Source organism: Type-D symbiont of Plautia stali (assembly GCF_001485335.1).
In the GTDB taxonomy this organism is placed as follows: Bacteria; Pseudomonadota; Gammaproteobacteria; order Enterobacterales; family Enterobacteriaceae; genus Pantoea; species Pantoea vagans_C.
On the sequence record NZ_BBOC01000049.1, the window covers coordinates 17,502 to 41,338 of the forward strand.

General features: G+C 53.9%; 19 protein-coding genes and 1 pseudogene. 9 read left to right on the forward strand and 11 right to left on the reverse strand.

The genetic code is table 11. From position 1 onward, the window contains the following. Positions 1-11: 11 nt before the first annotated feature. Together PSSD_RS27495 and aldA are read left to right on the forward strand one after the other, a co-directional pair. On the forward strand, positions 12-110 hold the full coding sequence (locus PSSD_RS27495) for a YoaK family small membrane protein (RefSeq protein ID WP_141399000.1): 99 nt from the start codon (positions 12-14) through the stop codon (positions 108-110). A 200-nt stretch (positions 111-310) separates the two neighbouring features. After that, positions 311-1,747, forward strand: a complete 1,437-nt coding sequence (aldA, locus tag PSSD_RS15890; protein ID WP_039334377.1) for an aldehyde dehydrogenase — start codon at positions 311-313, stop codon at positions 1,745-1,747. Between the two features lie 104 nt (positions 1,748-1,851). Here the strand turns inward: aldA and PSSD_RS15895 are convergent, their stop codons facing one another. Further along, positions 1,852-3,126, reverse strand: a complete 1,275-nt coding sequence (locus tag PSSD_RS15895) for an MFS transporter (RefSeq protein WP_039334375.1) — start codon at positions 3,124-3,126, stop codon at positions 1,852-1,854. Beyond that, positions 3,123-4,544 carry a M20 family metallopeptidase gene (locus tag PSSD_RS15900; RefSeq protein WP_058972893.1) on the reverse strand — a complete coding sequence of 474 codons (1,422 nt, stop codon included), beginning with the start codon at positions 4,542-4,544 and terminating at the stop codon, positions 3,123-3,125. Before PSSD_RS15900 ends, PSSD_RS15895 begins: the two co-directional genes overlap by 4 nt. Before the next feature lie 148 nt (positions 4,545-4,692). Here PSSD_RS15900 and PSSD_RS15905 point away from each other — a divergent pair, with 148 nt between their 5' ends. Next, entirely contained in the window at positions 4,693-5,607 is a 915-nt protein-coding gene (locus tag PSSD_RS15905; protein ID WP_058972894.1) for a LysR family transcriptional regulator, read from the forward strand. A 56-nt stretch (positions 5,608-5,663) separates the two neighbouring features. On the opposite strand, the gene PSSD_RS15910 is transcribed toward PSSD_RS15905, so the two are convergent. Continuing rightward, positions 5,664-7,259 (reverse strand): ABC transporter substrate-binding protein, encoded by a 1,596-nt coding sequence (locus PSSD_RS15910; RefSeq protein WP_058972895.1) that lies wholly within the window; start codon positions 7,257-7,259, stop codon positions 5,664-5,666. A 113-nt stretch (positions 7,260-7,372) separates the two neighbouring features. Between PSSD_RS15910 and pepT the strand changes: the two genes are divergently transcribed. Beyond that, positions 7,373-8,599, forward strand: a complete 1,227-nt coding sequence (gene pepT / locus PSSD_RS15915; protein WP_058972896.1) for a peptidase T — start codon at positions 7,373-7,375, stop codon at positions 8,597-8,599. A gap of 85 nt (positions 8,600-8,684) precedes the next feature. On the opposite strand, the gene PSSD_RS15920 is transcribed toward pepT, so the two are convergent. Next, positions 8,685-9,464: a transporter substrate-binding domain-containing protein gene (locus PSSD_RS15920; RefSeq protein ID WP_039334364.1), complete on the reverse strand. Its 780-nt coding sequence runs from the start codon at positions 9,462-9,464 to the stop codon at positions 8,685-8,687. Positions 9,465-9,478: 14 nt separating this feature from the next. Then, positions 9,479-10,645 carry a methionine aminotransferase gene (locus PSSD_RS15925; RefSeq protein WP_058972897.1) on the reverse strand — a complete coding sequence of 389 codons (1,167 nt, stop codon included), beginning with the start codon at positions 10,643-10,645 and terminating at the stop codon, positions 9,479-9,481. Between the two features lie 126 nt (positions 10,646-10,771). Here PSSD_RS15925 and PSSD_RS15930 point away from each other — a divergent pair, with 126 nt between their 5' ends. Next, positions 10,772-11,653 carry a LysR substrate-binding domain-containing protein gene (locus tag PSSD_RS15930; protein ID WP_058972898.1) on the forward strand — a complete coding sequence of 294 codons (882 nt, stop codon included), beginning with the start codon at positions 10,772-10,774 and terminating at the stop codon, positions 11,651-11,653. Here PSSD_RS15930 and PSSD_RS15935 read toward each other — a convergent pair. Then, on the reverse strand, positions 11,611-13,287 hold the full coding sequence (locus PSSD_RS15935; RefSeq protein ID WP_058972899.1) for a methyl-accepting chemotaxis protein: 1,677 nt from the start codon (positions 13,285-13,287) through the stop codon (positions 11,611-11,613). The genes PSSD_RS15930 and PSSD_RS15935 overlap by 43 nt on opposite strands. Before the next feature lie 213 nt (positions 13,288-13,500). Continuing rightward, positions 13,501-15,018, reverse strand: a complete 1,518-nt coding sequence (locus PSSD_RS15940) for a carboxylesterase/lipase family protein (RefSeq protein WP_058972900.1) — start codon at positions 15,016-15,018, stop codon at positions 13,501-13,503. Between the two features lie 192 nt (positions 15,019-15,210). Between PSSD_RS15940 and PSSD_RS15945 the strand changes: the two genes are divergently transcribed. Then, positions 15,211-15,645: a DoxX family protein gene (locus tag PSSD_RS15945; RefSeq protein ID WP_058972901.1), complete on the forward strand. Its 435-nt coding sequence runs from the start codon at positions 15,211-15,213 to the stop codon at positions 15,643-15,645. A 67-nt stretch (positions 15,646-15,712) separates the two neighbouring features. Here PSSD_RS15945 and hglS read toward each other — a convergent pair whose 3' ends face one another. Both hglS and PSSD_RS15955 read right to left on the reverse strand, forming a co-directional pair. Continuing rightward, positions 15,713-17,050, reverse strand: coding sequence for a 2-oxoadipate dioxygenase/decarboxylase HglS (gene hglS, locus PSSD_RS15950; RefSeq protein WP_058972902.1), 1,338 nt, complete (start codon positions 17,048-17,050; stop codon positions 15,713-15,715). Between the two features lie 88 nt (positions 17,051-17,138). Then, positions 17,139-18,472, reverse strand: a pseudogene (locus PSSD_RS15955) (MFS transporter). Between the two features lie 476 nt (positions 18,473-18,948). Here PSSD_RS15955 and PSSD_RS15960 point away from each other — a divergent pair. Then, positions 18,949-19,869, forward strand: a complete 921-nt coding sequence (locus tag PSSD_RS15960; RefSeq protein ID WP_039334347.1) for a LysR substrate-binding domain-containing protein — start codon at positions 18,949-18,951, stop codon at positions 19,867-19,869. Here PSSD_RS15960 and smrA read toward each other — a convergent pair whose 3' ends face one another. Next, positions 19,870-20,436, reverse strand: coding sequence for a DNA endonuclease SmrA (gene smrA, locus PSSD_RS15965; RefSeq protein WP_058972903.1), 567 nt, complete (start codon positions 20,434-20,436; stop codon positions 19,870-19,872). It lies immediately after the preceding gene. A gap of 295 nt (positions 20,437-20,731) precedes the next feature. Between smrA and fnr the strand changes: the two genes are divergently transcribed. Beyond that, positions 20,732-21,484, forward strand: coding sequence for a fumarate/nitrate reduction transcriptional regulator Fnr (gene fnr, locus PSSD_RS15970; protein WP_039334343.1), 753 nt, complete (start codon positions 20,732-20,734; stop codon positions 21,482-21,484). A gap of 118 nt (positions 21,485-21,602) precedes the next feature. Beyond that, positions 21,603-22,559, forward strand: coding sequence for a universal stress protein UspE (uspE, locus tag PSSD_RS15975; protein ID WP_039334341.1), 957 nt, complete (start codon positions 21,603-21,605; stop codon positions 22,557-22,559). A gap of 50 nt (positions 22,560-22,609) precedes the next feature. Here the strand turns inward: uspE and pntB are convergent. Continuing rightward, the coding region (pntB, locus tag PSSD_RS15980; protein ID WP_058972904.1) for a Re/Si-specific NAD(P)(+) transhydrogenase subunit beta at positions 22,610-23,837 on the reverse strand (1,228 nt) is incomplete at its 5' end.

Below are 23,837 nucleotides of genomic sequence, written 5' to 3' on the forward strand. Positions count from 1 at the left end.
TCAGGATCACTATGAAAATCGGACTGCTTTTCCCTATTGCCATCATCATTGCTGGCGTCAGTTTCCTTGCCTGGTTTATTGCCAGCGGTGCAGCCGTGCCCGGTTCCTGAGCTTTTAGGAACAATTCCTTAGCATTGCTAACCCGCTGAATGCGCAGCATTTCATCAGGAATGCTGCGTCTGTCGTGCTGTTCTTCCCTTCTCTGCCATCCCCTCATCTGTGCTGGCAATGACAAAAAGGTGCTACACCTTGATCTGTTTCACTCTGCATTTCACACAACATTAACGAAACCGATCGCGGAGCCCTACATATGACAACACACCATCAACATTACATTAATGGCGCGTTTGTAGCCGACCAGCATGATAAATGGATTGAAGTGATCAACCCTGCCACCGAAGCACTGCTCTCGCGCATCCCTGAAGGCACCCGGCAAGACGCCGCACAGGCGATTGCTGCGGCAGAAGCTGCGCAACCGGGTTGGGAAGCGCTGCCCGCGGTGGAGCGCGGTCAATGGCTGCGTAAGATTGCCACCGCTATTCGTCAGCGTGAGCCGGAACTCACCGCCACCATCGTGGCAGAAGGCGGCAAAACGCAAGGCCTGGCGCAAACCGAAGTGATGTTCACCGCCGATTATCTGGACTATATGTCCGAGTGGGCGCGTCGTTACGAAGGGGAAATCGTTAACAGCGACCGCCCAAATGAAAACATTTTCGTGTTTAAGAAAGCCATCGGCGTCACCACGGGCATCCTGCCATGGAACTTCCCGTTTTTCCTGATTGCGCGTAAAGCGGCACCCGCCCTGATCACCGGCAACACCATCGCCATCAAGCCCAGCGAGTTGACGCCAAACAACGCGGCTATTTTTGCCCAAATTATCGATGAGATTGGTCTGCCGAAAGGTGTAATCAACTTCGTGTATGGCTACGGTCCAGAAGTGGGCCAGGAACTGGCCGCTAACCCTACCGTGGGTTTGGTCAGTTTGACGGGCAGCGTAGGTGCGGGCATCGCCACCATGGAAGCGGCGGCCAAAAATGTCACCAAAGTGTCGCTGGAACTCGGCGGTAAGGCTCCAGCTATCGTGATGGATGACGCCGATCTTGAACTGGCGGTAAAAGCGATTGTCAGCTCTCGCGTGATCAATACCGGACAAGTGTGTAACTGTGCAGAACGTGTTTATGTGCAGGAAGGCATTTACGACCGCTTTATCACTGCGCTCACCGCGGCGATGAAACAAGTGAAATTCGGTAACCCGGCGGAACAAACTGATATCGATATGGGGCCGCTGATCACAGCAGCGGCGCTCGGGCGCGTAGAGCAGAAGGTGGCCAATGCGGTAGCGGACGGCGGTAAAGTGGTGTTAGGCGGCAAACGCGCAGGCGACAAAGGCTTCTACTTTGAGCCCACCATCATTACCGGCGTGCGTCAGGAGATGGAGATCATGCGTGAAGAGATCTTTGGACCCGTCCTGCCGGTGATGACCTTTAAGACGCTGGATGAAGCAGTGGCATTGGCCAATGACTGCGAGTATGGCCTGACCTCATCGATTTATACCCAGAATCTGAACACCGCAATGATCGCGCTGCGTCAGCTGAAGTTTGGCGAAACTTACATCAATCGCGAAAACTTCGAAGCGATGCAAGGCTTCCATGCGGGCTGGCGTAAATCGGGAATTGGCGGTGCCGATGGACGTCATGGGTTGGAGGAGTATCTGCAAACACACGTGGCGTATTTGCAGTTCTCTTAATTAAAACTTCAGGCTGGCACCCTGCCAGCCTGAAGTTTGCAGGGAAACGTAGCGGCGCTATTTATTGCGCAAACAGGGGGCGGCCTTCAGGCCGCCCCCGCAACTCAGGACACGCGCTTCTGGCTACGCAGCAGTGCCAATCCACTTAGCACCGACATCGCCATCAGGTAATAACCGGGGGCCAGACTGGTGCCTGTCGCATTGATCAACAGCGTACAAATCAACGGCGCAAAGCCACCAAATACCGTCACCGCCACGTTGTAACTGATCGCCATGCCGCTGGCACGGGTACCAATCGGGAACAAGTCCGCCATCACCGAAGGCACGGTCGAGAAGTAGATCGACTTAAGCAAGGCCATCCAGCACACCAAAATAATCAGCGTGGTCGGCGTGGTGTGATTGACCACCAGTTTGAAAGCCGGATAGATAGTGACGATCAGCAAAATCAGTGAGCCCCACATCAACGGCACACGTCCTACGCGCTCCGCCCACAAGCCCATGACTGGCGTCACAACGGTAAGAATCACGCCCGCCAGCAAGGTAGCGGTAAAGGCGACCGAACCGGATAAATGCAGATTTTTGGTGGCGTAGGTCGGCACGTAGTTCAGCATATAGTTGACTGCCGTTGAGATCACCATCAGGCCAATCGCCAACAACATCAGCTCTTTCTGACGACCAAACAGACGCTTGAGCGGTGCGGCTTCAGGCTGTTGTGCCTCAAAGCTGGCAGGTTCATGCACGTGACGACGAATATAAATCCCTAACGGACCAATCAACAGGCCAAAGGCAAACGGTATACGCCAGCCCCACTCCTGAATCTGGCTTTCACTGAGGATCTGCGTCAGCCCAAGGCCAAACGCCGAAGCCATCAAAGTACTGGCACCCTGTGTAGCAAACTGCCAACTGGCGATAAAGGCTTTGCGCTCGGGAAAATGTTCCACCAGAAACGCGGTTGAGCTGCCAAATTCCCCGCCCGCAGAGAACCCCTGCACCAGACGCGCCAGCAAAATCAGAATCGGTGCCATCAAACCAATACTGGCGTAACCCGGCATAAAGGTAATCACCGCGCCGCCCAACATCATCAGGTTGATCGATAACAGTAAGGCTTTTTTACGACCATGACGGTCGGCATAGTTACCCAATACAATTGCGCCCAGCGGACGGATCAGGAATGAAACACCGAAGCTGCCAAACGTCAGTAACAACGACACCGAGGGGTCGCTGGTTGGGAAGAAAGCATGGGCAATATAGCTGGCAAAGAAGCCATACACCGCGATATCAAACCACTCCAGCGCATTACCGATACAGGTGGCAAACAGCGTTTTGTGCAGATTTGGCTTGGTCGCACTCAGCGGTGCCGCCGTGTTGAGGGTGCTCATGCTGCACCTCCTGTATGTTTACGATGCTGTGCCACTAAATCGCTGCCTTTCTCACCGAGATCCCACAGCAGCCGGGTCATCATTTGCAGACCTTCACGCGCGATCGACTTCAACATATGTTCGTTGACGCCATGCTGACCACAGGCCGGATAAGAGTGCGGAACCCATAGCGTGGGGAGGCCGAGAATGTCGGAGAACACTTCGTTAGGCAGTGAGCCGCCCAGATTCGGTAACAGCGCCGGCTTTTTGCCGCTGGTTTCTGCCATGCTGGTTAGCACCCAATCCACCAGCGGATCGGTCGGATCCAGTCTGGTGGCCGGCGATCCACGCATGAACTCGACCTTCACATAACCAAAGCCCTGCTGCGCAAGATGGTCGCTGATATGTTGCGCCAGATTCTGCCAATCGGTGCCGACCACAAAGCGCAGCTGACATACCGCTGTCGCTTCACCGGGAATGGCATTCATCGGCCGCGTGGGGTTACCGGTCAGGAACGACAACACCTCTAAGGTATTCCAACCGTACAGGCGCTCTGTGGGCGTCAAGGACGGTTCGCCCCAGTTCGCATCGATCTCAGGGTCGCCTGGCATGCCCCCCACCTCGATATCACTGAGGATGTCGCGCACCTGCTGGGTCAGCGAATTCGGTTTTAGCGCTTCAACCTGTAACACGCCCTGCGCATTAACCAGTGAGGCAATGGCATTCGCCAGTTGAGTACCCGGATTGGTAAGCAAGCCCCCCCAGTTGCCAGAGTGGTAGGCGTTGTCGCGGGCGGTAATGGTCAGGCGGAAATTCACCGCGCCGCGTGAGCCGAGGAATAAAGTCGGTCGCACCGCATTCAAACGCGGACCATCGGAAGCGATAAACAGGTCCGCTTTTAACAGTTCACCATGCTGCTGGCACAGTTGCGCCAGACCCGGTGAGCTGATCTCTTCGCCCATCTCAAACAGCAGTTTGCAGTTAAAGCCGAGGCGGCCACCGCGCGCTTGGAACACCTGCTCCAACGCTGCCAGATTTACACAGTGCTGGCCTTTGTTGTCTGCGCTGCCGCGCGCGTACCAACGATCGCCCTCTTCGACCAACTGCCAGGGCGTTAAACCCTCCCGCCAGTTTTCATCATCGCCGAATACCACATCGCCATGCCCGTAACTCAGCAAAGTCGGCAATGCGGGATCTTCGATGCGCACGGCCACCAGGAAAGGGCGATGATCGGCTTCGCTGTTCTCCATAAAATGCAGGGTAAAACCCAGCGCGATCAGCTGTGGGCCAATCTCATCCTGTAAATAACGCTGTAATTCACTGTCGCGATCCTGGCGCTGACTCTCGGTACGCTGTGCAACGCGCCGCGCCAGTATCCGCTGAAATTCCCCGCTATCGAACCAGGCGGTGGCCTGTTGTACCGCGTGTTGTGCTGTCATGTTTGCTGATCTTTTATTCGTATTATGGTTTTGTCATCTTTGCTGAAACACTGCTTTGCCACAATTATCAATTTATCGAGTAAGATTTGCTTTTAAAGCAAAGCTCAATTGCCCGTTTTCGAGGCATGCACCAGTATGAGGCACGCGCATGTTAAGCAATGAAATTCGCTATTTTCTCGCTGTCGCCAATACGGGATCGCTCAGTGCGGCCAGCGAGCAGCTGTTTGTTGCCGTCTCCGCCATCAGTCGACAGATTCAGCGACTGGAAACGCAGGTTGGCGTGCCGCTGTTTGAACGCCATGCCCGAGGCATGGTACTGAACGAAGCCGGGGAAATTTTTGCCAGTCACGTGCGCAAAAACATGCTGGATATGGAGTATGCGCTGGCGGAGATCAAAGGGCTGAAAGCCGTGCGCCGCACGCAAATACGCGTTGCCTGCACCGATGGCTTGGCTTTCACGCTGTTGCCCACTCTGATAGCCACCTTTCGCGAAGGCAATCCAGGTATTTTGTTTGATATTAAAGTCGCCAGCACGCAAGGCGTGGCTGAACTGTTACGCAGCGGCGAGTGCGATGTCGCGTTGCAATTCAGCCTACACGCTGAGCGCGGCGTTGAGGTTATCGGTTCCTGGCCCGCGCCGGTGCTGTTAGTGATGCATCAGACGCATCCGCTGGCCAGCTCACCACAGGTGGCTCTCAGCGACATCAGCCACTATCCGCTGGCCCTGCCACAGCAAAACACCACGGTACGCCAACTGTTCGAGCTGGCGAGCCATATGAGCGGCAACCTGATTGAGCCGGTTATTACCTGCGATACCTTTTCAACGCTGTTCCAGTTTTTACTGCGTACGCCGCTGGCCTTAACGATTTGCAGTGCCTTTACGGTGTTGCAGGAGGCAGAAACCCATGGCCTGGTGCTGCGGTCGGTGGGGATTGATCAGCTTAGCCAGCGTAATCTGCAATTGCAGGCGCAATCAGGGCGGCCCCGCAGCGCCGCCCTGAATGTGTTTTTGGCTTTTTTACAGCAGCAGCTGAGTGTGCTTCGTCAACGTTGTGAGCGTTGATGTGGAGACACTGACGCCTCCCCTACAAAATCACCCCCTGGCTGCGACTTGCGGTATTAATTTTTGATATCCACCGGATAAAAGATATGTTTGCCAAAGGGATCAATCGTATAGCCGCTGACCGACTTGCTCACCGGCTCGAAAATCGTGGAGTGCGCAATCATCACGGCAGGCATTTGGTCGTGCATGATCTGCTGTGCTTCACGATACAGCGCCACACGCTTGTCGTGGTTTTGCTCAGCACGTGCCTCGGTAATGATCTTCTCAAACGGTTGATAACACCATTTTGATGAGTTAGAGCCGCCGTTTGCCGAGGTGCAGCTGTAAAGCGGGCCAAAGAAGTTATCTGGATCGCCGGTTGCCGTGGTCCAGCCCATCAACGCCGCCTGATGCTCGCCGCCTTTCACGCGTTTGAGGTATTCACCCCACTCATAGCTGACAATATTGGCTTTGATGCCCACCTGCGCCCAATCGGCCTGAATCATCTCGGCCATACGTCGCGCATTAGGATTGTAAGGGCGCTGCACCGGCATCGCCCACAGCGAAATTTCGGTGCCCGGCTTGATGCCAGCTTCCTGTAACAAGGCTTTGGCTTTCTGCGGGTCGTAGTCGTAATCTTTCAGATCCTTATCCGCGCTCCACACATCCGGCGGCAGGATATTTTTCGCCACGGTTCCGGTGCCTTTGAAAATCGCGTCGATGATCGCCTGCTTGTTGATGGCCATCGCCAGTGCCTGGCGTACTTTGACGTTATCCAGCGGTGCTTTGGTGGTATTGAACGACAGGAAGCCAGTGTTCAAGCCGGATTTTTGCTCCAGCGTTAAATCTGGGTTAGTGCGCATCTTGTCGAGATCGGCCGGATTAGGAAATGGCATCACCTGACACTCATTTTTCTCCAGTTTGGCATAGCGAACCGAGGCATCAGGCGTGATGGAGAAGACGATGCGGTCCAGTTTCGCTTTGCCCTGCCAGTAGTCCGGGAAGGCTTTATACAGAATGCGCGAGTCCTTCTGGTACTGCACTAACTCGAACGGTCCGGTGCCAATCGGTTCCATATCCACTTTTTCTGGCGTACCGGCTTTCAACATCTGGTCTGCGTATTCTGCTGAATGAATCGAGGCAAAATACCACGCCAGATCGGCGAGAAACGGCGCTTCGGCATGTGCCAGCGTGATGCGCACTGTATTGTCATCGACTTTATCGATGCCCTTGATCAGCTTCGATAATTCAAGGCTGTCGAAGTTAGTGTAATTGCCCCCCGAGACGTTGTGGTACGGATTTTTCGGATCCATTTGGCGCATAAACGAGAAGATCACATCATCGGCATTCAAATCACGCGAAGGCTTAAACAGTTTATTGCTCTGAAACTTCACGCCCTTGCGCAGATGGAAGGTGTACACCGTGCCATCTGGGCTGATGTCCCAGCTTTCCGCCAGGCTGGGCACCAGCTCAGTGGTGCCGGGTTTGAAATCGACCAGCCGGTTGAAAATCGGCACGGCACTGGCGTCCACACTGGTACCGGAGGTGTATAGCTGTGGATTGAAGTTTTCCGGAGACCCTTCAGAACAGTACACCAACGTCTTCGCTGACACCCCGCCAGCCAGTGCCAGACCTAAGGCACTGAGTGTGAACTTCACCATCATCTTTTTCATTTTCGACCTCGTTTTTATTGACTTCCATGAGCCCTCATCGGTATGTATTGATTATTAACATGATTTATCTGCTGTGTGTAATGCACATCGCGCAAAGCTTATAAGGAATAGTGATGACAGAGCCTCTTGTTAGCCAACTGACCCAGCGTTTCTATCGTTATCTGGCGGTCTCCAGCCAGAGCGATGCCAAATCCACCACCTTACCCAGCACCCCATCGCAACATGCTATGGCGGAACTGCTGGCTGAGGAGTTGCGTGAATTGGGTTTGCAAGATGTGGTGATTGATCAGCATGCCACCGTGACCGCGGTGAAACCCGGCAACCGCCCCAACGCACCGCGCATTGGCTTTATCACCCATATCGATACCGTCGACGTTGGCTTATCACCCGATATCCATCCACAAACCCTGGCGTTTAAAGGTGAGGATTTGTGCCTCAACAGCCAGCAAGATATCTGGCTGCGTGTGGCGGAACATCCGGAAATTGCACCTTATGTGGGTCAGGACATCATCTTCAGTGATGGCACCAGCGTGCTGGGAGCCGACAACAAAGCCGCCGTAACGGTAGTGATGACCTTGATGGAAAATCTCAAGGGCGATCATGGCGACATCGTGGTGGCGTTTGTGCCCGATGAAGAGATTGGCTTACGCGGCGCGAAGGCCCTGGATCTGGAGACACGCTTCAACGTGGATTTCGCCTGGACCATTGACTGCTGCGAGCTGGGCGAAGTCGTGTATGAAAACTTTAATGCGGCGGCGGCTGAACTGGTGTTTACCGGCGTACCGGCTCATCCGATGTCGGGCAAAGGAGTGCTGGTTAACCCGCTGCTCATGGCACACGATTTTATTTCGCGTTTTGATCGCTTAGCCACGCCTGAACATACCGAAGGCCGCGAGGGCTATATCTGGTTTAACGATATCAATGCCAATGCCAGCCGCGCGGTACTGAAGGCCTCGATACGTGATTTCGACCTGGTCGGATTTGATGCGAAGAAACAGCAGTTGGTGGAAGTGGCGGATGAGATTGCTGCGCTCTATCCCACCGGGCATGTGGCGTTAACCATCAGCGATACTTACAGCAATATCAGCAATGCCGTGGGCGAAGATCGTCGGGCGATTGATTTGATTTTTGCGGCGTTGGATCAGGTGGGCGTGGAGCCGAAAGTGATCCCGATGCGTGGCGGAACAGACGGTGCAGCGCTGTCGGCAAAAGGTTTGTTGACGCCGAATTTCTTCACAGGCGCGCACAACTTCCACTCACGTTTTGAGTTTTTACCGGTACCGTCGTTTGTGAAGTCGTATCAGGTAGCGGAAGCGTTGTGTTATTTAGCCGCGAAATAAACCTGTGCGGTGATTAACCAAGTGCGCATGAATGCGCACCCTACGACCGTAGGGTCGCCATTTATGGCGACCTGGCTAACAGCTGTTATTTGCTGGCTGTTACATCAATACCCGGGAAGAATTTCGCCGCCAGCCTGGTAACAGTACCGTCAGCCTGCACTTTGCTGATCGCCGCATCCAACTCGCCCTTCAGCTTGGCATCGCCCTTACGCAGACCAAAACCGATACCAGAACCGAGGATGGTGTCATCTTCTACCGGTTTGCCGACGAAGGCGAAACCTTTGCCCTGCGGCTTATCGAGGAAGCCAGACTGTCCCGCGGCTGACATCACCAGCGTGCCGTCGAGACGACCTGCCACCATGTCGTTATAAACCTGGTTCTGATCCTGATAAGAGGTGACGGTCACGCCCTGCGGTTCCCAGTGCTTCTTCGCGTAAGTTTCCTGGATAGAACCCTGCAGTACGCCAATGTTTTTGCCTTTCAGCGACTCCGCGGTTGGCAGCAGTTTCTCACCCTGCTTCACGATGAGCATGGTAGGAATGCGGTAGATTGGCTTGGTGAAGTCGATGCTCTTACCACGTGCTTCGGTGATGTTCATCGCCGAGTTGATGGCATCGAATTTCTTCGCTTGCAGCGCAGGGATCAGCGCATCAAAGCTGCTCTCCACCCACTTACAATCAAAGTTACCCACCTGACAAATCGCTTTGCCCAGTTCGATATCAAAACCTTCCAACTCACCCTGCGCGTTGCGGCTTTCGAACGGTGGATACTGTGATTCCAGTCCGTAACGTAAGGTTTCCTGCGCCAGCGCGTGTGCAGAAGTCAGCATACCCACAGCCACAAACAGTGCGTTTAACTTTTTCATTATTCTTCCCCTAATTACCCTTTAACCCGGCACAGCGCTTCTGCGCCAGCCTGCAGTGTTGCGTCGTCTTTCGCGAATGACAGGCGAATTAATTTATTGTCAGTGCCGTCCATATAAAACGCCGACAACGGAATGGTGGCCACACCGTGATCGACGATGAGACGTTTTACCATTTCACTGTCGCTTTCGTCACTGAAATGTCCGTAACTGGCCAACATAAAGAAGGAACCGGCACTTGGCAGCAGCTTAAATGGTGAATCTTGCATCAAGGCCAGCAGGCGATCGCGCTTTTCCTGGTAGAACGGCGAGAGCTGCAGGTAATTTTGCGGGTCCTGTAAATAGTGGGCAAAACCGACCTGCATTGGAGTATCTGCCGCATACATCATGAACTGATGCACTTTGACGATCTCCTCCATCAACGCTGCTGGCGCCAGCGCATAGCCGACGCGCCAGCCGGTGACGTGGAAAGTTTTACCGAATGAAGAGACCACCACGCTACGCTGCGCCAGTTCCGGATGTGTTGCCATACCGCAATGGGCACGACCATCAAACAGAATGTGTTCATAAACTTCGTCTGACAGCACCACGATATCGGTGTTGCGCGTGAGTGCCGCCAGTTGTTCCAGATCAGCTGGTGTCAGCACCTGTGCGCTCGGGTTGTGCGGCGTGTTGATGATGATCATGCGGGTACGTGGTGTGATGCTGGCACGCAGCTCATCCCAGTTGATGGCGAAATCAGGCACCTGCAGTTTCAGGCCTATCGGCGTGGCACCCTGTAAGCGCACCACTGGTGCATAACTGTCGAAGGCCGGCTCAAAGAAAATCACCTCATCACCGGGATGAACTAACGCGGAAATCGCCATATAGATGCCCTGGCTGGCACTGCCGGTGATCAGCACTTCGCTTCCTGCATCATATTGCTGGCCGTAAAGCGTGTGGACTTTCTCTGCCAGCGCTTCACGCAGTGCCGGTAAACCGGTCATGGACGCGTACTGGTTATGTCCTTCACGCATCGCTTTGCTGACCAGTTCCACCAACTTCGGATCGCAAGGGAAATTCGGTGCGCCCTGAGACAAGTTGATAGCTTTGTGCTGTGCTGACAGTTGGCCGATGACGCTAAAAATCGTCGTGCCGACATCAGGTTGTTTGGAAGATATGTTAACACTGCTATTGAGGGTCATCGTTACTCCGCAAGGTTGCATAACCAATTAGATAAAGTAGATTTCTATTCAACGGCGTGCGGCTTGAGTCGACAAGCGATTTGTTGTCATAATAGCCATGATTAAAAATCATAGCTTGAGGCCGCCATGTCCCGTTCTGCTCTACCGCTAAATGCCATCCATGCATTTTTGGTGACCGCACGCCATCTCAATCTGACGCGTGCGGCCATTGAGCTGTGCATCACCCAGGGTGCAGTGAGCCGCAAAATCGCCACGCTGGAGAGTTGGCTGGGATTTGCTCTGTTTGAGCGCCATGCGCGTGGGCTGCATCTCACCGCGCAAGGTGCAGCCTTGCTGCCAGAGCTGCAACAAGGTTACGCGATGCTGCTCAGTGCCACGGAAAAAGCCAGCCGTAGCAACGCCTCAATACGATTAAAAGCCCCCACCTGCGCGATGCGTTGGTTAGTGCCACGTCTGGTGGCACTGGAACAGCAGCGCCCTGAGATTCATGTGGCACTCACCACCACGCTGGATCATGCCTCGCTGCTGGAGAACTATGACGCCGCAATTGTGTTTGGCGCCCCACCGGCGGGGTCAATCCGCCTGTTTGATGAGCAGCTGACACCCGTGCTGGGCAGCCACATTTCCCCTCCGGGTAGCATCAGCGATCTGGCTAAGTTCACCTTTTTACATCCCACCAATGATATGCGTGACTGGCAGCTGTGGTTTGCTAAGCAAAACGTGCATCTGCCCATGGCGCGTAACCAGCATTTCGCCACCATGGATTTGGCAATCAGTGCAGCAATGCAAGGGTTTGGCGTGACGGTGGCAGATGTGACGTTAGTGCAAAATGATTTAGCCAATGGTCGGCTAATTGCCCCGTTTGCGGATTGTGTCGCCACCGGGGCCGCCTATAGCTTGTTACAGCGTTCGGAAGAGGATGCGCCACCGTTCCTGCCGGAACTGATTGCGTGGCTATGTCAGTCTCAGAATGAGACCCAATCGTCGGCACTGGCCGATTTAGGCTGAACGGCGGTGGCAGGAGCCAGCACGGGACGGCGCAGTTCGCTGTGTTTAGATGCTGAAGCTACCTGACTCACCGGTGTGCTATCGGATAAGCGGAATTTCGCCACCGATGCCTGCAGCTCTTGCGTCTGACGCTCCAGGGCGCTGGCCGCAGCGGAAACTTCCTCAACTAATGACGCATTTTGCTGGGTGACGCTGTCCATCTCGGTCACCGCGGTGCCCACTTGTGAGATGCCCTTGCTCTGCTCTTCGGATGCCGAGGCAATGTGCTTCATGATCTCATTGACGTCCTGAACCGATTTGAGAATCTGGCTCATGGTCGTGCCTGCGCTGCTCACCAGTTCGGAACCTTTGCCTACACGCTGCACTGAATCCTCGATAAGCGTGGCGATCTCTTTAGCGGCGTTGGCACTGCGCTGTGCAAGGTTACGCACTTCACTCGCCACCACCGCAAAACCACGCCCTTGCTCACCCGCGCGTGCGGCTTCTACCGCGGCGTTCAGCGCCAGAATATTGGTCTGGAAGGCAATACTATTGATGACGTTGGTGATCTCAGCAATTTTCTTCGAACTACCAGAGATGCCTTCCATGGTGGTCACGACTTCACCCACCAAATGACCGCCCTGCTGCGCCGTGCTGGTGGCTGTTTCGGCCAGAACACTGGCCTGACGCGCGTTGTCGGCGTTGAACTTCACGGTGGCGGTTAACTGCTCCATGCTGGCAGCCGTCTGCTCCAGTGCCGCTGCCTGCTCTTCAGTGCGCGAAGAGAGGTCATTATTGCCCGATGAAATCTCTGCCGCACCGCGGTAGATATTTTCCGTGCCGCTGCGAATCGCACTCACGGCGTCGCGCAGACTGTCCTGCATAGCACGTAGCAGCGGCACCAGCTTACCCACACAGTTACGGCCAAAATCCTCCATTGGCTGGCTCAAATCCCCTTGGGCGATCACCGTAAAATGATTGCGCACACGCTCCAGCGGTTTCACCAGCATCGCCACCAGGTAGCGATCGGTGAACAGCAGAATCACCAGACCAAACACCACCGCGACCAGAATGATCATCTTGGTCATGTTAGTGAGTTTATCGACATTCACGCGGGTTTCATCCAGCTTGCTGCCTGCCGCTTTGTTGAATGCGTCAGCACTGGTACCAAATGCGCGGCTCAACGCTGGCGTCACGTTATTTGCCTGTGCCCGATAGGCTTCCACTGTGCCCTGTTGTGCTAACGAAACCTGCGGTGCGATACCCTCGTCCAGCAGTTTTTGCCAGTTAGCAATCACGCTGTTGGCGGTTTCGCTGTCCATTGGACCGGGCGCCATGGCTTTAAATTGCGCGAGCTGATCTTTCATATTGTCCAGCGCTTGCTGTACCGGTGCGAAGGCTTCGGCGGTAACGACAGCGCCCGCTGCGCGCCCCTCCATCACACGTGACAAACGTGTGACGACGCGGAAATATTGATCGTTTCCTTTGCTCAGTACCGTCATCTGATTGACTAACTCACGGTCAATCTCATTCCCATCGCCGAGGGCATTAAGCGAGTGAACGCTGAATAACCCAACTGCACACCACAACAGGCAGAACAAGCCCAGAATGGTCAGCATCACGGCGCGAATAGTGAAGTTTTTTAAGATACCCATACATAATCCCTTGGTGTGAAACGCGAAGGAGGCCCGATAAAATAGGGCATAATGCGTTTATCGGCATCGGTTAGGGAAAATGTAACGGTTTAATAAGCTAATTAATTGCTGGCTGCTTAAGGCGGATAGAATTGGCTAACAATATTAATCAATGGATTAGCGGGAAATTTGCCTTAAAAAATCATTTGCGCAATTTCACTATTAGCGCACTTATCAAAGTTTGACGTGGTTGCGCATCATCATGCGGAACAGTCGCAGGCGTCCTCGCATAAATTTCGCCTTTAATACTGACTGAGGCTGACCGTCGTGACCAAACGCTAAAGTCAGGTCTGCATGCGGTCGCCAAACCGGCCAGGCTAACTCACCCCGCAGTTCCGAACTAAATTCCGTGGCATCACGCGCAAAAGTGACCCAAAACGCGCTGACCTTTCGCGCGAAAGCTTGATCCGTCTCGGTGTAAGCCTGCGCTACCGGCGCTGTCAGCGTGCCAAGCGTATTGAACACATAAGGAATTTCATTGCCGTGCCAGGTGCCGTGTGGATAGAGATCGCGCGCATTCTCTGAGACATAGTCGAACCAGTAACGCCAGGCTGGCATACCAATATCGTGTTGAGATTGCGCGACCAGCAATGGCATCACCGTGAAGGCCATGTCGCGCGCTACCGAGCGGCCTAATAGCGTATCGTCATGAATGTCATATAACCATTTCATCAGGCTATAGCTAAAGCGGTTTTTCTTACGCATCTGCTGCAACACCTGCGCGGCATCGACACCAAAATAGTCCAACACGCTGGCTTCATCACTGTTGCTACCCACCATCAGCGGCACGCGATGCTGTTTGCCTGCCATAAAGGTGTCCAGCATCGGTTTAGGCAATACCGTATCACCACTGATTGCCACCGGTCCTAATCCCAGCGATCGCTGCAACGACCAAAACTGGTCGGCAGGTAATTCACGCAATTGCGCTGCAGTGGCCTGGTCGGACAGACCAAAATGTGCCGCGACCTGCTTGCCAATCTGCTGCGCTTTTTTACGCGGCACATCTGGCAAGCTATAAGCACTCTGCACAATGCCTTTGTGAAACAACCCTTCTGCCAAGGGTGAACAACACAGCGACAGCACGCTGCGCGCCCCCGATGACTCGCCGAACAGCGTGATATTATGGCGATCGCCGCCAAAAGCCGGAATATTACGCTGAACCCACTGCAATGCCGCGATTTGGTCTAACAGGGCGAAATTATTGACTACCGATTTGGCCTGATATTCGGCATCCAGCGCAGGATGCGCAAAGAAACCGAAATGGCCCAGACGATAATTTAGCGTCACCACAATCACGCCCTGCGCTGCCAGCGCTTTGCCACGGTAGGGGTCGAGGCTGCCAGCGCCGATGGTAAAGCCGCCGCCATGCAGCCAAACCATCACTGGCATCGGGTGCGAAGGCTCGACGTCCGGCGTCCAGATATTAAGGTAAAGGCAGTCCTCACTAAAACAGCCCGGATCACCACCGCCAACGGCCACACAATAGTCACGATTCTGCCAACTGGCATTGCCCCACTCGGTGGCATCACGCACCGTTTTCCAGGGGGCGACCGGCTGCGGTGGACGCCAGCGTAATTCGCCTACCGGAGCGGCGGCGTAAGGTATTCCCTTGAAGACAAAGAGATCATCATCAATCAGGCCTCTGAGTTCGCCCTCTGCGGTCATAATCCTCAGACGTCGTTCGTTTTTCATCTCGGGTTCCCGAATAATGCGTAGTTCCATTATTTGCAGGCCTTGTACGAATGTCCATGTTCCGAAAGCATTTGCAGATTAAGCCGAAGCTGCTTTCGATCCACTGAACAACACCATCAAATTTTTTGGCTAACCCTGGCATGGCAATTTGTTCTAAAGTTTTAAGTTAACCTGGCGAGACGGAGAAGCGCGATGTTCGGTGGAATCAATCAGATGTTCAACCGGATGAGTGATCACCCGGATTTCGGTAAACTGCTGTTACGTCTCACATTTGGCGGCCTGCTACTGTTTCATGGCGAATTCAAAGTGATGCATGGCGTCGACTGGATAGCCCATTTGCTGGCCGTAAAAGGTATGCCAGGTTTCATCGCTTACGGTGCTTACATCGGGGAAATAGTGGCACCTGTGATGGTGATCATCGGATTAATGACGCGCCCAGCGGCCTTCATTATTGCGGTGAATATGATTGTTGCGACCTTGCTGGTAAAAATGGGCGCCGTCTGGCATCGCACGGATGTGGGTGCCTGGTCTCTGGAAACAGAAGCCCTTTACTTGCTTGGCGCGCTTGCCATCATGTTTTTGGGTGCCGGGAAGTACACGCTGGTGCGTGATTCGCGCCTGCAATAAATAGTAGAAGAAAAAATAGCCGGTCCGATGGAGGGGATTGCCCCTTCACAGGCCGGCTTTCTTAGACTTAAACAACGCCGCAACGCGCCAGACTGTGCTGTTGCATCTGCTGATAAAGCGCCATTTCGTCTTGCACCTTTGCACCTAATGCGGCTTCAAAATCCACGCGACTGGCATTTCCTGCGCTACGCGCCTGCACTTCATCACCCAGATTAGACTGGAAAATCCCTGCTGCACTCACCGGCAGAAAATCTTCATAGATAATCGGCTCGGCCTGTAACCGCCCCTCATCGAGCAACTGCGCCACGCTTTCACCAGGCTGTGGACGCTGATGTTCCCCTTTATCGGTTAAACGGTAGCGGAACCATGCCAGCTCCTGCTCCCGCAGCGAGTCCTCAACATCCGGGAAATCACGAAATACAGCGCTGAGATGCTGCTGATGATGCTGGTTGTCAGCGCCGGTCCCCGCTTCCGCCAACAGACGGTCATAGAGTGCACGACCTTTTGGCGTTAATGCGGCACCGCGCTGCTCAATTTCACCAAAGCGCGCGGTGTGGGTACCCGGCGATCCATCGTTAAAATGCACTGCCTCTTCCAGCGCCTTAAAGCTGGTTTGACGAAGCAGAATCGGCACCTGCCGTTGAGGTGGCCCCTCAATCAGCGTTTTCGGATCAATACCGCGTGAGGGCATCAGCGCTTGCACGCGATCAATATCAAGGGTGCGCGGTGTGAGATGGTTTATGTGACAGCCCTGGAAGCACACAACATCAGCCACCAGACGATGCTGCTGAGACAAGGCGTGGTAAGTTTTACTGTCCACCGTGGTATGGGCATGCCAGCGGAAGGTTTCCAGCGCCTCTTTGACGAAACGGGCCGCATCAGCGGCATCTAATCCACCCTGTTGCTGATGCCGGGCAATTAAAGCTCGACACTCTGCAGTGAAGATATCTCGCGCCGCTAATATCGCGGCGGCCTGTTCGCGTAATGCTGGATCATCAATCAACTCCATTCGCAGCAATGAGGTAAACACGCGGAAGGGATTACGCCGCAGCGCTCTGTCGCTGACAGGACGAAAAGCCGTGGAGTGAACCGGCACACCCGCCTGGGAAAGATCGTAATACCCCACCGGTTCCATACCCATTACAGCAAACATCTGCCGCAGCATACTGAGTTCAGCAGCCGTTCCTACACGAATCGCACCATGACGTTCAACGCCTAGACGGGTCAGTTCATCGGCGGCTGCCAGGCGATTTTTTAAGGCGGGATTGGCTTCCAGCGTGCGTTCATTCACGGCGGTGACAAGCTGCGTCAGCGTGCCATACTGAGGCACCTCTTGCTGATACATACTGGACATGGCCTGGGAGAACAGCGTGCGAATGGCATCACTGGTGAGAAAGTTTTCCATGGTCATCACCTCGGGCTAAAGGGTTGTTGCTAATGTAGATCAACCCTTTAACGCCGTGGGAGAATTTCGTCGAACTGTGATCGCCCTGTCACTCAAGCCGTTCGGACTGGTCACCAAAACGGCACTTCAACGCCAGCATGATGGTGGTCAATACAGCAGGGATCGCCAGTAACAGGAAAATCTGGCTGAAGGACCAGCCAAGGGAAAGCAACTCTGCGCCAACAAAGGCGCTCATAATTGCCCCCACGCGCCCAACGCCGTGCATCCAACTCGACCCGGTGGCACGCGCATGTGTAGGATAATAGCTGGCGGATAAGGCATTCATGCCGGTATTGGCCCCGTTGAAACAGAAGCCACTGAAGAAGGCAATCGCGCTCATTAAGCCCACCTCAGCCGGTGAGAAGCCCAGCGCGACTATCGCAATACCCCCACATAAATAGATCACTGCCAAGGCGATATTGGCATTGATGCGGTCCATCAGCCAGCCGGCAAACAGCGAACCCACGGTACCGCCCGCCTGATACATAGCGGTGACAATAGCCGCTTCCGTGACGGACATGCCCAAAGTATTGATGAGCGAGGGCATCCAACTGCCGATCAGATACACCAGGAACAAGCCCATAAAGTAGCCGCCCCACAGCATCAGGCTGCCAAACAAGTAGCGTGGTGACACCACCGTAGCCACCGCACCTCGACGTACGGCGACATGTTCACTGGATTGATAATGGCTATCAGGCTGGACCACACCAGGCAACATACGTTCAAGAATGGCATGAATGCGTGCAGCAGGCGCACGGCGACTGATCAGAAAACGCACCGACTCAGGTAAACCGCGCAACAAGAATGGCAGCACAACCAAGGGCAACACGCCGCCCATCAGCATCACCGAATGCCAGTCATAGCGAGGCAGCAACCAGGATGCGGCAAATCCACCGGAGGCGGCACCAAAGGTAAAGCCACAAAACACCACGGTAATAATGAAAGAGCGGCGGCGCTCGGGTGCGTATTCCGCCACCAGCGTCCCGACATTCGGCATCGCCGCCCCAACCCCAGGCCGGTAAGAAAACGGAACAGCATCATCTGTTCCACGTTTTGCGCCATGGCGGTTGCCAGCGTCCACAAACCAAAGAAGCCGACGCTGAGTAATATCATGACCCGGCGGCCATAGCGATCGGCTAGTGGCCCAGCAACCATCGCGCCTAACGCCAGCCCGATCAGTGCTGCACTGATCACCATGCCGAGTTGATGGTTGGTTACGCCCCAACTGACTTTCAATGTCGGGGCAATAAAGCCCATCAGCGCAATGTCCATACCATCCAATGCCACAACGATGAAGCACAGTGCAATCAGGCGCTTTTGCCAGCGACTGAGCGCACTCTGATTAATGAGCTGGCGAACATCTACGGCTTCAACGCTGGTCACTGATTAACTCCTGCACTTTCATCGTCTATACCCGTCATACTTCGAACCGCAGTTGCGTTGGCTGCGCGTGCTCACCCTACTCACTTAAGATGTAAGCAACCGGGGATTCACCCACTTGCCGCGTGATTCGGCCTGCGGGCCAGCGCAAGCGCTTTCGTGCTGAAATTCGAATTATTTAGGGTATATCATCAGTTTTGGTAAAAAAAACGGCGCTAATGATAGCTCATCGTTAACAATAACGGGCAGGATTTTTGAGTGTAACTGAGAATTATTCAAATTTTGCGAGATTAAGCAGTTGATATTACAACAGGTGATAGTTTTGCCCTGAAATGCGTTTTCAATTTATCAAATGATTACAATGCGTTAGTAAAACCGGTACGGATTGCCGATTTTGTTAATATAATTTTGCAGTGAAGTTAACATAATTCCCCTTTTTCAGTTGCCGCCACCCGCTAAAACTCATTATGTTGAGGGTTATGGACAAAAATATCCTTTTCAATCAGCGCATTCGCTTGCGCCATTTACACACCTTTGTGGCTGTCGCACAACAAGGGACCTTGGGGCGCGCGGCTGAAACCCTGAATCTCAGCCAACCTGCGCTTTCCAAAACGCTCAACGAGCTGGAAGAGCTGGCAGGAGCACGGCTGTTTGAACGCGGTCGCCTCGGCGCGCAACTCACCACGCTGGGCGAGCAATTTCTGGTCCATGCGGTGAAAGTGCTGGATGCACTCAATCATGCGGGCCAAAGTTTCAACGCCCCTCAGCCCGGTCGTCCTGTGGTGATCCGCTTGGGTGCCCTGACCACCGCGGCGATGGGGATGCTGCCGCAGATTCTTGACCGGTTCCATGAGCAACAGCCCAATACCACAGTGCAGGTTGCAACCTTGCACAACAACGTGCTGCTGGCGGGTCTGCGTGCCGGAGAATTTGATATCGGCATCGGTCGTATGGCGGACAGTGAAATGATGGCAGGACTCACTTATGAGTTGCTGTTCCTGGAGTCACTGAAGCTGGTTGTACGACCTGAACACCCTCTTTTAAGTGACAACGTCACGCTGTCGCGCGCCATGCAATGGCCGGTGGTGATTTCGCCAGAAGGCACCGCGCCGCGCCGTATCGCGCAGCATATGCTGGACGAACAGGGTTGTTCTCTTCCCGCCAACTGCGTGGAAACGTCATCGACTTCCCTCGCCCGTCAACTGGCACTGCGCTATGACTATGTATGGTTTGTGCCTTCTGGTGCCATTAAAGAAGATTTGAGCCATCAGGCCGTCGCGGCACTTCCGATTAACTCACCGGGACCGGGAGAACCGGTCGGGATCATTACGCGAAGCGCGAGTAGCCTTAGCCTCAGTGCCGAAGTGCTGATGGCGACCATTCGTAAATTCCACACCTGACTAACGGCTGCGCTTGGCGTGGCGCTCACGGTTATCCTGGCGTGCCTGTTCGGTTTTACGTAAGCCGACGTAGAGTGCGCCACCACCACCATGCTGCGGCTGTGCGATGCAAAAACTTTGCACCTCTTCGAATTCAGGTAGCCAGCGCGCCAGATAGCTACGCACGATATTGGCATGTGATTCATCGTCACGGCCTTTGCCATGGATAATCAGCAGATTACGCAACCCTTGTTTCTGAGCTTGTCGCATAAAACTAAACAACGACTGACGGCAAGTTTCCACTGGCTGCCGCAGCAGATTCAGACTGGCATCCAGCGGGTATTTCCCCTGTCGCATTTTATCCAGTACGCCCTGTTGAATCCCTTCAGTTTTATATTCCAGCGGCGTCGTCAGTGGAATAATGTCGAGAAAGCCTCGGGTCAGGAAATTTTCATCTTCATCATTCAATTGCGCAGCGCGCGGTTCTTTGGTCGAGGGTGCGCGCAGCCATTGGGTGTTAGCGCAATCTTTCAGTGGTGTCACATCGCCCATGGCATCCCGGAAAAGGTCTTCATCGTCAAGGTTCATGGTTTCGTCTCACGCCTGGTGGTTTGCTGAACGCAACATGCCGTTCAAAAGCAAAATAGTAGCAAAGGATTTTTGGCATCACATCTGCACGTTTTGTCTGATGACAAACGGTGAACAGATGTAAACATGGAAAGAAAACGTGCCAGATCAATAAACGCGTTGGCATCCAGGTTGCGTAAACGCAGGAATACCCTCCTTTGTTGGGGTTTTTAGGATTATTACTGCTCGGATGAGTTCACTTAACCAATAAAAATGTTAAAATTGACAGCAGTCAATAATCACCGAGCGAACCTATATGATCCAGGAAAAACGCAGCATTCGACGTATTCAGTCAGGCGGTTGTGCCATCCATTGCCAGGATTGCAGCATTAGCCAATTGTGTATTCCCTTCACGCTGAACGAACACGAACTTGATCAGCTGGATAATATCATCGAACGCAAAAAGCCGATTCAGAAAGGCCAGACGCTGTTCAAAGCCGGTGATGAACTGAAATCGCTTTACGCTATCCGCTCCGGCACCATTAAAAGCTACACCATTACTGAACAGGGTGATGAACAAATTACCGGTTTCCATCTTGCCGGAGACCTGGTCGGCTTTGATGCCATTGTTGGCGCGCATCACCCCAGTTTCGCCCAAGCGCTTGAAACGGCTATGGTGTGTGAAATTCCTTTTGAAACCCTCGACGACCTTTCCGGTAAAATGCCCGCACTGCGCCAGCAGATGATGCGTCTGATGAGTGGCGAAATTAAAGGCGATCAGGACATGATCCTGTTGCTATCGAAAAAGAACGCGGAAGAGCGCCTGGCTGCTTTCGTCTGGAACCTGTCGCGCCGTTTCGGTCAGCGTGGTTTCTCACAACGTGAATTCCGTTTGACCATGACTCGCGGAGACATTGGTAACTACCTGGGACTAACGGTAGAAACCATCAGCCGCTTACTGGGTCGCTTCCAGAAAAGCGGTATGCTGGCAGTAAAAGGCAAATACATCACCATTGAAAACCATGCATTGTTAGCAGAACTGGCTGGCCAGACTGAGCAAGCTGCGTGATTCTGTGCCGGGTCGATAAATGTTATTTTATTGATCCGGCAACAACTTTTCCTCTTCTGCCCTGCGCCAACTTAGGCTATCTTTAATCCAACTTGCTTTGGTTTGAGGAGATTGCCTTATGTCCCGGTACCAAAATATTCTGGTTGTGATTGACGCCCAGCAGGATGACCAACCCGCGCTGCGCCGTGCGGTGTATCTCAATCAACGTATCGGCGGAAAAATCAAAGCTTTCCTGCCTATCTACGACTTTTCCTATGAAATGACCACCTTGTTGTCGCCTGATGAGCGGTCCAATATGCGTAAAGGGGTGATCAGCCAACGAACCGAGTGGATTCGCCAACAGGCCCATGCCTATCTGGATGCTGGCGTTGACATCGAGATCGCCGTGGTGTGGCACAACCGACCTTACGAGGCGATTATTCAGGAAGTGATGGCGCATCAGCATGACTTAGTGCTGAAAATGGCCCATCAACACGATCGCTTAGAAGCGGTGATTTTTACCCCGACAGACTGGCATCTGTTGCGTAAATGCCCATGCCCGGTGTGGATGGTGAAAGATCAGCCCTGGCCGGAAGGCGGCAAAGCGGTGGTGGCGGTCAATCTGGCGAGCGAAGAACCCCATCATGATGAGCTTAATCAGAAACTGATCCGCGAAACCGCGCTGTTGGCCGACATGGTCAACCACACGGAAGTTCACCTGGTCGGCGCTTACCCGATTACCCCTATCAACATCGCTATCGAGTTGCCAGACTTCGACCCCAGTGTTTACAACGATGCGATCCGCGGCCAGCATCTGGTGGCCATGAAAGCCTTACGGCAGAAATTCTCCATCGGCGAAGAGTTTACCCACGTGGCAAAAGGTTTGCCCGAGGAAGTCATTCCGGATATCGCTTCACATCTGGAAGCCGGTATTGTGGTGCTGGGCACCATTGGGCGTACTGGTTTATCCGCGGCGTTTTTGGGGAATACCGCGGAACAAGTGATTGACCATCTGCGCTGTGATTTGTTGGCGATCAAACCTGACGATTTTAAATCGCCGATTGATTACGACGATGAAGAAGACGAAGACGATTAAAACAACAAGGGCGACCATCTGGTCGCCCTTCTTCTTACTGCGGTAACGGCTTACAGAGCGCGCAGAATACCTTCTACGCTGGCTTTGGCATCGCCAAACAACATTTGGGTGTTGTCTTTAAAGAACAGTGGATTCTGCACACCCGCATAGCCGGTGTTCATCGAACGCTTGAACACGATAACGTTCTGCGCCTTCCACACTTCCAGCACCGGCATACCCGCGATAGGACTGCGCGGATCTTCCTGCGCCGCCGGGTTAACAGTGTCATTGGCACCGATAACCAGTACGGTATCGGTGTCGCTGAAATCATCGTTAATCTCGTCCATTTCCAGCACCACGTCATACGGCACTTTCGCTTCCGCCAACAACACGTTCATGTGGCCTGGCAAACGACCGGCAACCGGATGGATACCGAAACGCACTTTGATGCCACGCGCACGCAGTTTTTCGGTGATTTCCGCCACCGGATACTGTGCCTGCGCCACCGCCATGCCGTAGCCAGGGGTGATGATCACCGAAGTCGAGTTTTTCAGCAGTTCTGCGGTCTCTTCGGCCGTGATCTCACGATGCTCACCCTCTTCTTCGCTTTCCCCACCGACACTCACGTCTGTGCCAAAACCACCGGCAATCACGCTAATGAAAGAGCGGTTCATCGCTTTACACATAATGTAAGAGAGGATGGCACCGGAAGAACCGACCAGCGCACCGGTCACGATCAGCAGGTCGTTGCTCAGCATAAAACCTGCAGCCGCTGCAGCCCAACCGGAGTAGGAGTTCAGCATTGAGACCACCACGGGCATATCCGCACCGCCAATCGAGGCCACCAAATGCCAACCGAACACCAGCGCAATCACGGTCATCAACAGCACCGCAACCACTTGCGAAGCGGTGCTGTCCGTCTGAACAAACCACAGCATCAGCAGGAAGGAAACCACCAGCGCCGCCAGATTCATTTTATGGCGATGCGGCAGCATCAGCGCTTTTGACGAAATCTTGCCGCGCAGTTTGCCAAACGCCACCAGGGAACCGGTGAAGGTTACTGCACCGATAAAGATGCCGAGGAACACTTCCGTCAGATGGATATTCTCCATCACCGGTGCCAGACCCGGTGCGTGGTCCAGGTAGCTGTTGAAGCCCACCAGTACCGCAGCCAGACCCACGAAGCTGTGCAGAATCGCCACCAGCTCTGGCATTTCCGTCATTTCGACTTTCTTCGCCAGACGCACGCCTATCGCACCACCGATCACCATCGCCAACAGGATCCACGCAACGTTACCG